The following is an 11,599-nucleotide window of genomic DNA, read 5'->3' as shown; positions in this document are numbered from 1 at the left end:
AATGCCGTTTCCACTCCAAAAACATCAGTTCCATTAAGTGGATTTGGTCTTCCTGCCGCTGATATATCTTTTGGTAACTTCAAAATTACCAACCTAGCCGATCCATCAACCGATCAGGAAGCCGCTACTAAAAAATATGTCGATTCAAAAACTACCAAAACACCAGTAGGGCCCACCGCTCCGGGTACAGCAGTTGCAGGTGATACTTACTACAACACCGCAGATAACCGCCTATACGTTTATAACGGTAAAGATTGGGTACCGGTGGACAATAAACTGGCAGATCAAAATCTTTACGTAGGTAACGCATCAGGTATTGCCGTATCCACTCCTAAAAATGTAATACCATTAAGTGGATTTGGCTCAGCACAAGCAGATGTATCCATGGGTAATTTTAAATTGACCAATCTGGTTGACCCGATTGCGAATCAGGATGCAGCAACTAAAAATTATGTAGATGCCGGCTTACTAACCGCAGGCGCTAATGCCAAAGATAACCTGGGTAATCATAAAGCTACTGAAAGCATCAAGCTTTCTGTCTATGCCATCAGCAACGACGGTGTGGATGGGAAAGGGCTGACTTTCGATACCCAAGGCAATGCCAGCTTCGGACAGGACGTAACCGTTAATGGAAACTTTTATACCCCATCAGACAGAAGATTGAAAACCAATATTGAAACTTTAGGTAACGTACTTCAAAAAATTGATCAGCTCAGAGGCGTAAAATTTGAATACAAAGATCAGCATAAATACGCATCCGGAGCTAAGATCGGAGTCATTGCACAGGAACTTCAAAAAGTATATCCCTCAATGGTAACCACCGGTAAAGACGGCTTCCTGAAAGTTGACTATACCCAGCTTACCGGTATGCTGATTCAAGCTGTCAAGGAACAACAAAAACAAATAGATGAACTGCAAATCCGGATGAACAATCAACAGGAGCAGATCAATAGTATTCTGAAAAAAATACAATAACAAACATTAGAAATCAGTCAGGAAACAAAGAGAAACGCAAATTTTGAAGAGACTACTACATATTGTTAAGCTTATAACTTTCTTCTTGCTCGTTGGAATTTCAAACGTTTCGGCACAGGGCTATTTCAGGGTGATCGGGGGAATTCCTCACCTACCTGTTCTAGTACCTTCGGCTGTAGCAGCACCCGCAATGGGCATGCTGATTTATAGCAGTACTGACAAACAACCTTTAATCTATAACGGATCAACCTGGGAAACATTATGCAGCAGTAACCTCAACAGTACTACCGTTAAAGACTATCTCGAAGTAAAAACCGGCATACCCTATTTATCTGCACTGGTTGCCGAACCTGAAGGTACCAATGCAACCGGGGGCGTGTATTTTTCGAAAACGGAAAATACGATGAAAGTATATGACGGGCTTGTCTGGTGGGCTGTCGCCAAACTTTATGGGAAAGGTGGTTTTACCCAAAACACAGGCTTCTCCACCAATAATGGAATGAAGATTTCTAAACTTCCTGTGCTTAGCAGTAACCCTGCACCTATAGGCTTATCTCCCGGTGCTATCTATATCAATACACAATCAAAAGCTATCCGTTACTACACCGGTAGCGTATGGAATGACATCAGTTGTCTGCCTGTAATTTCTACGCTGATCCCTACCAAAATCACCAATATTTCTGCAACAAGTGGTACCAATATTATCAGTAATGGCGGGTCCGCAATTACCACTTATGGAATCTGCTGGGATACCTCTGCCAATCCGGAAATCACACTGAACAGTAAAACAGAGAATAAAATATTTGGAAACGATACCGGGATTTTTCCGGGCATCATTTCCGGACTCAAAGCCAATACCGTTTACCACGTAAGAGCTTATGCAATCAACAGCGCAGGTATTGTCTACGGCGAGGATTTAACTTTCAATTCCGCGCTGGCTTCCCTGCCAGATATTATCACGTTAGACATCGATAACTTCTCACCTGTTATGGCCAATAGTGGCGGGGATATCAGAAGCGATGGCGGTGCCCCGGTTACTAAAAGAGGGATTATCTGGAGTAAAACAGCAGACCCTGCAAATGATCCGGATGCAATCACCACACTCGATGGTTCAGGTGTCGGGATATTCCCAAGCCGGTTAATTGACCTGTTAAGAAACACCACCTATTATGTGATGGCCTATGCTGTCAATGTGATCGGAACTGCTTATGGTAATCTCTTACAATTTACGACCCCGCGTGCAACAGCGCCAGTGTTGAGTTCACCAAACATCAAAATCACAGACATCACCGATAAATCGGCAGTCAGTGAAGTGACCATTATCAATAATGGAGGAGAAGTGGTTACTGAACGTGGTATGAGCTGGAGTACTGATCGCGTGAATATTATTTATGGCCCATCCACAACTGTGAACGCGACTGATATCGGAACATTTATCTGTAACCTGACCAATTTGCAGGAGGGAACACTTTATTACGTTCGCGCTTATGCTAAAAATAGTGTAGGTATCAGCTATAGCAGTGAATCTAGCTTTGTAACGAGTTCAGTACCTACAATCAGTACTATTCAACCTTTTAATTATGATATGGCCAGTCATATCGACGGAGCTATAGAAAGTTATAATGGAACCAATGCGATGACAGGCGGCGATATTACCAGTAATGGCGTATCTGCAATCACTAAACGCGGGGTAGTCTGGAGTACCAGTCCGCAGCCCACTATTGCACTGGCCACGAAAACAGCGCAAAACATCTCCGGTAACGGTAAAGGCATTTATAATAGCTATCTGAATGCACTTACCCCGGGAACCAGATACTATGTCAGAGCCTATGCCACTAACAGTAAAGGGACAGGTTATGGAGAAGAGATGGTTTTCACAACCCCACAACTCCCAACTTTAACCACAAACCCTGCGATACTGATTAAAAGTACAAGCATCAGCAGTGGTGGAAATATTACCGATGATGGGCGCATGACGGTACTCGCCAGAGGACTGGTCTGGAGCACAGAAGAGAACCCAACCATCGACGGCGATTTGACTAAAGACGGCAGAGGAAAAGGGATTTTTGTCAGTGACTTAAAAGACCTGATGGGTAGTACAAAATACTATCTGCGTGCCTATGCGACCAATTATGTAGGCACCAGTTATGGAGCAGTTCAAATGGTGACGACCGCTCCGCCAGAAAAACCAACTGTGGTTACTTTGGCAGTAGACGGCGGCGATGGAACTACCGCAAAAGGCGGCGGAAATATTACAGGTAGCGGAGGTGCAGAAGTGACCAGTCATGGCGTAATCTGGAGCCTGACTTCAGGATTTACACCTGATCTTTCTGCTGGAAATAAAACCAGTCAGACTGAAAAGCTGACCAAGTTTACCAGCACACTCAGCGAACTTTTACCTAACAAAACTTATTACGTGAGGGCTTATGCCGTGAATAGTGCAGGGGTCGGTTATGGCGAAGAAGTTAGCTTTAAAACCTTTACGCTGGCCTCATTGATTACCACACCGGCCAGTAACCTGACCAGTATAACCGCAACAAGCGGAGGAGATATTTTTAGTGATGGTGGAGATAAAGTTACCAAGAGCGGAATTGTATGGAATACTAAAGGAAACCCAACTATTGATCTCACTACAAGAACCCAGAATGGTATAGGCATCGGAACTTTTATCGACCCTATTAAAGATTTGATGGGAAGTACTACTTATTATGTAAAAGCCTATGCCATAAATAAAGCAGGCGTTTCATATGGTAATGAAATCAGCTTTACCACAACACCTCCGGTTTCCCCAGTATTAACCACAATAGAAGCCACAGCTATTACCGGAAGTACCGCAGTGAGCGGTGGACATCTTTTGAGTAACGGAGGCGCATTGCTTTCCGGGGCAGGAGTAGTCTGGAATACGCTTTCCGGTTTTCAACCAGATACAGCGACGACTCAAAAAACAGTACAAAATGCGACCGGGGATTTTGTAAGTGTACTCCAGGGCCTGACTCCCGGTACCACTTATTATGCACGCGCTTATGCGGCAAATTCCGCAGGATTGACGTTTGGTAACCAGGTTGTTTTAAGAACCGCTACACTGGCTGCTTTAAACACCCTGAAACCTATCGCACAAACTATAACCAGTACTTCAGCAACCAGTGGAGGAACGATTCTGAGTAACGGCGGATCTTATATTCAAAGCAATGGTATATGCTGGAGCACTAACCCTGATCCAACTATAGCTGATCAGTTTGTCATAGCCGGCTCCGGTTCTGGTAGTTTTACCGCAGACCTTCAAGACCTGTTGGGTTCTACAACCTATTATGTCCGTGCTTTTGCGACTAACTTTGCTGGTACTGCTTATGGAAATCAGGAGACCCTGGAAACAAAACCTGCTGTAAAAGCAACGCTGACTACCCGGGCAATTACTGGAATTGCAGGTACAGCTGCAATCAGCGGTGGAAATATTAGCAGTGAAGGCGGTGCGCTGGTTACCACCAGGGGAATTATATGGAGCCTGAATCCTGACTTTGATCCTGCTGCTGAACTCACTAACAGAACCGCAGAAACAGGTTATGGAAAAGGAGTTTTCACAAGTAACCTGACCAACCTTTCCATTGGTAAAACTTATTACGTTTGTGCTTATGCAGTTAGTAAAGCGGGTACTGCCTATGGAAATATCCTGAGTTTTGTCACCACCAGAAAGGCAACTATTGTAACCACTTTACCCTCACTCATTACCCATACTACCGCCGTTACCGGAGGTACTATCTCTGATTCTGGCGGTTCTCCGGTTACAGGCCGCGGGGTATTCTGGAGTACAGTTGAAAACTTTGAACCTGATGAACTTTCCCTGGATAAAACAGAAGACAGAGCAGGTACAGGGAACTTTGACAGCTTCTTAAAAAACCTGACGCCTTCGACTAAATATTATATCAGGGCTTATGCCTTTACCAATACAGGAATGTCTTACGGACAACAGGTTAGTTTAACCACAAATCCAGCGACAGTTCCGGTATTGACCACTACAGTGCCAAGCCAGCTGACAGTAACTACAGCTGCAGGCGGAGGAAATATTACTGACGAAGGAGGAGTACCATCCACTACCCGTGGCGTAATCTGGAGTACTCAGGCTGATTTTATCCCTGAATCCATACTCATAGACCGTACGACACAAACAGGATCAGGCAAAGGTATTTATGGCAGTAATATAACTAATCTGACCCCAGGTACTCAATACTATGTGCGTGCTTATGCACGTAATGGAGTAGGTTACGGCTATGGAAACCTGGAAAGCTTTGTGACTAAACCTTCTATTGCAGCAACAGTGACCACCAGTACAATTAGCCAGATTACAGGAACAACTGCCGTTGGCGGTGGAAATATAATCAGCAACGGTAATACGACGGTGAAAACCATGGGTATTGTCTGGAGTATATATCCTGATTTCAACCCGGACACGATCTCGAAGAACAAAATTGTTATGGCAGGTCAGGATAAAGGAGTTTTCGTGGCCAGTATGAACAACCTTAAGCCAGGCACAACCTATTATGTCCGGGCTTATGCCACAAATAGTGCAGAAACTTCTTACGGAGATCTGACTAGCTTCACGACGATTGGATTGCCGGTGATTTTGACGAATTCACCAGGATTAATTACCAATACCACAGGATTAATGGGTGGTACAATTACCAGTGCAAGCGGGGGTATAATCAGCAGCCGTGGAGTTTACTGGAGTACAGTAGAAAACTTTGAACCGAACCCATTATCACCAGATAAAACCCTGAATGGTGGAGGTACTGGTAGTTTTGACAGTCAGCTGAAAGACCTGATGGCCGATACCAGATATTATGTAAAAGCCTATGCAACCAATGTTGCAGGTACAGCTTACGGACAGCAGGTTGGCTTTACAACTTATCCTCCGGGACTACCATTATTAACTACCGTTAATCCAGTTCTGATTAGCGGAACTACCGCCTATAGTGGTGGGAATATTACCGAAGAAGGTGGGGTTGCTACCACAATACGCGGTGTAATCTGGAGCACCACACCTAACTTTAACTCAGACACAGAAACTGTTCACAGAACGCTGGAAGGTGGTGCAGGAAAAGGAATTTTTAACAGCCAGGTTACAGGCCTGAAACCTGGAACTACTTATTATATCCGTGCTTATGCCACCAATAGAGTGGGTATAGGTTATGGAAATGAATTAAGCTTTACCACGCAAAACTATGCTACTTTAACAACGACCGAAATCTCTGAGAATGCTGCAGGATCTGCAATGAGCGGCGGGGTAATTGGTAGTGATGGTGGTTCGAAAGTAACCGTACAAGGCTTATGCTGGAGCACCAGTCCGAATCCAACTTCAGAACTCCTGTCTAAAACAATTGACAAAGGAACAGGCACTTTTAGCAGTCAGCTGAAAAACCTGGCGCCTTCAACTTTATACTATGTCAGAGCTTATGCCACCAACGGCTTAGGTACGTCTTACGGGAATGAAATTAGTTTTGTTTCGGCAGCAGTTCCTCCAACTTTAACGACCATAGATCCTATAATTACTAGCGGAACTACTGCAAGCAGTGGAGGTATTATTACTTCAAACGGTGGAGCAGCAATTACCAGCAAAGGAATTGTATGGAGCAGCAAAATGGATTTTGATCCTAAAACAGAAACGATCAACAGAACGAATGAAGGTGCTGGTCAAAACACTTTTATCAGTGAACTTAAAGACTTAGTAAGAAGTACCGCTTATTACGTACGTGCTTATGCAGAAAACAGTGCTGGAATAACTTATGGTAACCAGTTAACAGTAACCATATTCCCGACTTCACCAATTTTATTAACCACTAAGGCGACTGAAATAACAGGTACAGCAGCAACCAGTGGTGGAAAAATTACCAGTGATGGTGGTGCCACAGTTACTAAACGTGGTATTTGCTGGAGTACACAACAGAACCCGACCAATACCCTGTTGACAAAAACAGTGGATGCAACTGGAGGTGATGGAGACTTCATTGGTAAAATGACTGGTCTGTTGCCGAATACAATTTACTATGTGAGAGCTTATGCTGTGAATGGAATCGGAGTGGCTTATGGTTTGGAAGAATCATTTATTACACTGGCTCCTCCAACTTTGACAGCGACCTCACCGATTACAAATATCCGTGCTACTACCGCAAGCAGTGGTGGAGAAATTACCGATGACGGGAGAACGCAAATTTTAAGCAGAGGAATTGTATGGGATAGATATAGTGATCCGACCATTGCACTGGCTACCAAAACAGTAGATAATGTGACTAAAGGGATAGGTGTTTTCACTGCTGATCTATTTGACATGGTTCCGAATACAACTTATTATGTCAGAGCTTATGCGACCAATTTAGTTGGCATCACTTATGGTAGTCAGGCGCAGCTTAAAACCAATGCAGTGAGCTTGCCAACGTTAACCACCACGAGTATAACCTCTATAGATGGCTATTCATCAAAAGGTATTGCAGAGATTACCGACGACGGTGGAATGCCAGTTGTAACCCGTGGATTTGTATGGGGCACTACTACTTTACCAACCATTGCTTCGACAGGTAAAATTGTAAATGGTACTGCTGGTACAGGCATATTTGATAATGTTTTTGGTGGAATGATCCCCGGAGCAACTTATTATGTACGCGCATTTGCAACCAATAGCGTGGGTACTGCTTATGGAAATGAAATTGTGCTGACTTCGGCAGGGGTTGTACCTAACCTAAGTGCCGTAACGGTTTCTAATATTCAGCTAAATACCGCTGCTGCCTTAGCTAGTTTATCATTTAATGGAGGATCGGCTATTACTGATCTTGGCTTTATCTGGAATACAGAAGATGTTATTCCAGCTGCTGCGGATGGAAATAACTTAAGTACCGGCGCAGTTGGGACTTCAATTTCGGGCACACTGGCCAATTTATTACCAGCTACTAAATATTATATCTGGGCTTATGGTAAAAATGCTACCGGAACAGGATACAGCGTGAAATCAACCACATTCAGTACACCTGATTTTGCTAAAGTGACCACAACCAAACCAAGCGCAATAACTAAAAACTCTGCGACTTCTGGGGGTACGATCACGAGTGATGGTGGGGCTACAATTATTCAGAAAGGGGTATGCTGGAGTGAAACTAAAAATCCAACTATAGAAGAGTCGGCTAAAACTCTTAATGGGGCAAGCGCAGCTAATTTTAGCAGTAGTATGACGGGGCTAAAAGTAGGCACCACTTATTATGTAAAAGCCTATGTAACCAATGCGGTAGGTACAAGTTATGGTAATCTGGATAGTTTAACGACTATTAATATCCCAACAGTAACCACTGCCGCAGCTACGAATATTTTAAGCACGACCTTAACCACAGGCGGGGAAGTGACTATGGACGGCGGTGCGGCTGTGACTTCAAGAGGAATTGTCATGAGCATAACCCCTGAACCTACTATTGCCTCCACGCTGAAGACAGCTGATGGTGCTGGAACGGGTATCTTTGTGAGTAACCCTAAAGCATTAACATTAGCTACTAAATATTATTTCAGAGCTTATGCTACCAATAATGTAGGTACAGCTTATGGTAAGCAGGACAGTGTAACTACTGCTGCGATTCTTCCGGTAGTTGATCAAGTGAAATTGTCTGAGATTACAGATCATTCAGCAAGAGGAACGGCAACGGTTACTGCTGATGGTGGTGCCCCGGTAACAGCGAGCGGACTTGTTTGGAACACAACCGGAAACCCTACCTTAGAAGACCAGGTGATTGCCAGTAAAGATATCAATACCATAACCGGAGTACTGGAAGGATTAGAAGAAGGACCAATTTATTATGTCAGAGCTTATGCAACCAATAATGTCGGTACAGCCTACAGTGCAGTTGCGGTAAACTTTAAAATCTGTAAACCGCTCACGGTTATACACAGAGCTGGAATCAGTGGTGCGCCAACAGATAAAACAATTACTTATGAAACCGTAGGTTCCAATATTTCAGGGGACTATAAATGCTGGATCACCAGGAATTTAGGTGCAGATCAGCAGGCAACGGCAGTCAATGATGCATCAGCAGCTGCTTCGGGCTGGTACTTCCAGTTTAACCGCTTGCAAGGTTATCAATATGATGGAACAACACGTACCCCAGGCCAGATTGTGGCACCATGGACATCAAGTATTAGTGAGCCTTATGCTTGGCTGCCAGCAAATGATCCATGTACACAACTGCTGGGCAATGGCTGGAGAATCCCAACTAATACGGAGTGGAACAATACAATTGGTGCTCCTCAAAATTGGAAAAACGCTGCTGATGCTTACGCTTCTATCCTGAAATTACATGGTGCGGGAGATGTTAGTGCTGGTGGTGTACTAAGCGCCAGAGGTGGCAATAGTAATTATTGGACCAGCTCTATCTATACGAATAATAGCCAGGCTTATTACTTCGTCAATTCAAGAACAAGTTATAATGATAAAGCAGTAGCATTACCTGTCCGCTGTTTACAAGACGGGGGGATGACTAATGTTCCTGCTTTAAGTAATGTGGAGATTCCATCTGCTACGATAACTGCGACTACTGCTGAAGCTTTAGCAACAGTCCTGAATTCTGGCAGCAGCCCGGTCACTAGCAGAGGGCTGGTTTGGAACACGACCGGAAATCCGGGTATGGGAGACAAGGTAATTCCTGCGGGCACTGGTATGGGAGATATGAAAGGCCTGCTGAACGGACTGGACGAAAAAGCAGTTTATTATGTGCGTGCTTTTGCAACCAATAGTGCAGGTACCGGATTTAGCCCGGCAGTAGCCAGTTTTAAAGTTTGTTTACCTGTTACAATTACTCATACCGCAGGATTAAACGGTGTACCAGTTGATAAAACAGTAACCTATAAAACAATCAGTACAACTTTTTCTGGGGAAGCCAGATGCTGGATTACCCAAAATCTGGGCGCGGATCAGCAGGCTACCTCAGCGAGTGATGCTACAGAAGCAAGTGCTGGCTGGTACTTCCAGTTTAACAGGATACAAGGTTACAAGCATGACGGGACTGCCCGCACGCCTAATGACCCTTTGCTCCCATTTATAGGAACAATAGATGAGCCTAGTCAGTGGTTACCTGCCAATGATCCTTGTTTCAGGATGCTGGGTGGTGGCTGGAGATTGCCTACCGGCACAGAATGGAAGAATGCAATTGCCGCTCCTCAATATTGGAGAACAAGTGCTGATACTTATAACTCTGTCTTAAAAATTCATGCTGCGGGTGGTATTGCTAATGATGTTTTAACTTTAAGAGGCACTGATAGCCGTTACTGGAGCAGCTCAGCAGTATCTTCAGGAGCTGGAAATATACTCGCTAACGGTATTGCAAACGTTGCTAATAAAGGTGCAGGTTTACCTGTTCGTTGTCTTCGGAATGAAGTGATCGCGACGTTGCCTTCAGTAAGTAACGTGATCCTGCCATTGGCAGAGATGACCGAAACTACAGCGAATGGATCTGCTACTATTAATCCTGACGGAAATGCAACAGTAACTTCGCGCGGTTTTGTCTGGAATACCACAGGTAACCCGACACTTTCAGATCAGGTAGTGCCGATGGGTTCTGGAACAGGAACGATCAGCGGATTAATTTCCGGCCTGGAGAATGGCCCTACTTATTATGTGAAAGCATTTGCAACCAATAGCGTGGGTACTGCCTATAGTGAAATTGCAACCAGTTTTAAAATCTGTATGCCATTTACAGTGATCCACAGAGCAGGATTGAACGGTGCTCCGGTAGATAAAACAGTAACCTATAAAACCATAAGTACTAAAATATCGGGTACAGATAAATGCTGGATTACCCAGAATCTTGGTTCCAGCCAGCAGGCTACTGATTTAAAAGATGTGACCGAAGCTTCTTCAGGCTGGTACTGGCAGTTCAACCGTTTACAAGGTTATCAGCACGACGGCACAACCCGTACCCCAAATCAGATTGTGGCACCATGGGTTTCATCGATTAGTGAAGGCTCAGGCTGGCTTGCTGTTAATGATCCATGTACACAAATGCTGGGTGGCGGCTGGCGTATCCCGACCAATACGGAATGGACCAGTGCTGTTGCTACACCTCAAAACTGGAGAAATGCGGCTGATGTATATGCTTCTGTATTGAAATTACATGCGGCCGGAGACTTAACTAATGCGGGAAATTTAAACATCAGAGGTGTTAATAGTAATTATTGGTCCAGCTCAATCTATACGAACAATAGCCAGGCTTATTACTTCACCAATGCAAGACCAACCTATAACGATAAAGCAGTAGGCTTACCACTTCGCTGTTTACAGGACGAGACCGTTAAACGTCTTCCTTCGGTGACCAGTGTCGTAGTTCCGGCAGAAACTATAACAGCTGCGGCAGCTGTGGCAAATGCTACGGTAACCAATACCGGTGGAACTGCGGTGACCAGCAGAGGGCTGGTTTGGAACACCACCGGAAATCCGGGTATGGGTGACCAGGTTATTCTTTTAGGTACCGGTATGGGAGATATAACTGGTACCCTGGAAGGTCTGGATGAAAAGGCTGTTTATTATGTGCGTGCCTTTGCGACCAATAGTGTAGGCACAAGTTTAAGTGCAACAGTGACGAGCTTTAAAGTTTGTTTACCT

Annotated in this window: 2 protein-coding genes; both read left to right on the top strand. The window is 44.5% G+C overall.

Translation table 11 applies throughout. The annotated features are described in order from the left end of the window. The coding region (locus tag ABIB30_RS26995; protein ID WP_354306122.1) for a tail fiber domain-containing protein at positions 1-975 on the top strand (975 nt) is incomplete at its 5' end. 43 nt (positions 976-1,018) lie between these two features. Further along, a partial coding sequence (locus tag ABIB30_RS26990; RefSeq protein WP_354306121.1) for a hypothetical protein occupies positions 1,019-11,599 on the top strand: 10,581 nt, incomplete at its 3' end.

This window comes from Pedobacter sp. UYP1, assembly GCF_040547305.1.
Classification (GTDB): domain Bacteria; phylum Bacteroidota; class Bacteroidia; order Sphingobacteriales; family Sphingobacteriaceae; genus Pedobacter.
Note: the sequence above shows the minus strand (reverse complement) of the source record. Positions and strands in the feature narration are given on the sequence as shown.